Here is a 230-nt window from a genome sequence, read left to right as displayed (position 1 = left end):
CCAGCAGGACTTCAAACTGACACCAACTGGGTGACAAAGTTAAACCAAGCACAAAGCCAGTTTGGGATTGAAGTTAAACCAATTACTACCGGTTTAACTAGTAAAGGTGCTGATTTAGGGTCTCGCTCTATGGCTGTGGTTTCTGCACCTAAGGTGTTATTGGTTGGTGGTAAAGGCGTGAGCCAATATGAAGCGGGTGAAGTGTGGTACTACCTAGACCGTTTTGTGGG

The 230-nt window shown here is 46.1% G+C and carries 1 protein-coding gene; it reads left to right on the top strand.

Going from position 1 to position 230, the window contains the following annotated elements; all coding sequences use genetic code 11:
* A partial coding sequence (locus tag SB751_RS35860) for a hypothetical protein (RefSeq protein ID WP_410749713.1) occupies nt 1-230 on the top strand: 230 nt, incomplete at both ends.

Source organism: Cupriavidus sp. SIMBA_020 (assembly GCF_046535395.1).
GTDB classification, from domain to species: domain Bacteria; phylum Pseudomonadota; class Gammaproteobacteria; order Burkholderiales; family Burkholderiaceae; genus Cupriavidus; species Cupriavidus campinensis.
Note: the sequence above shows the minus strand (reverse complement) of the source record. Positions and strands in the feature narration are given on the sequence as shown.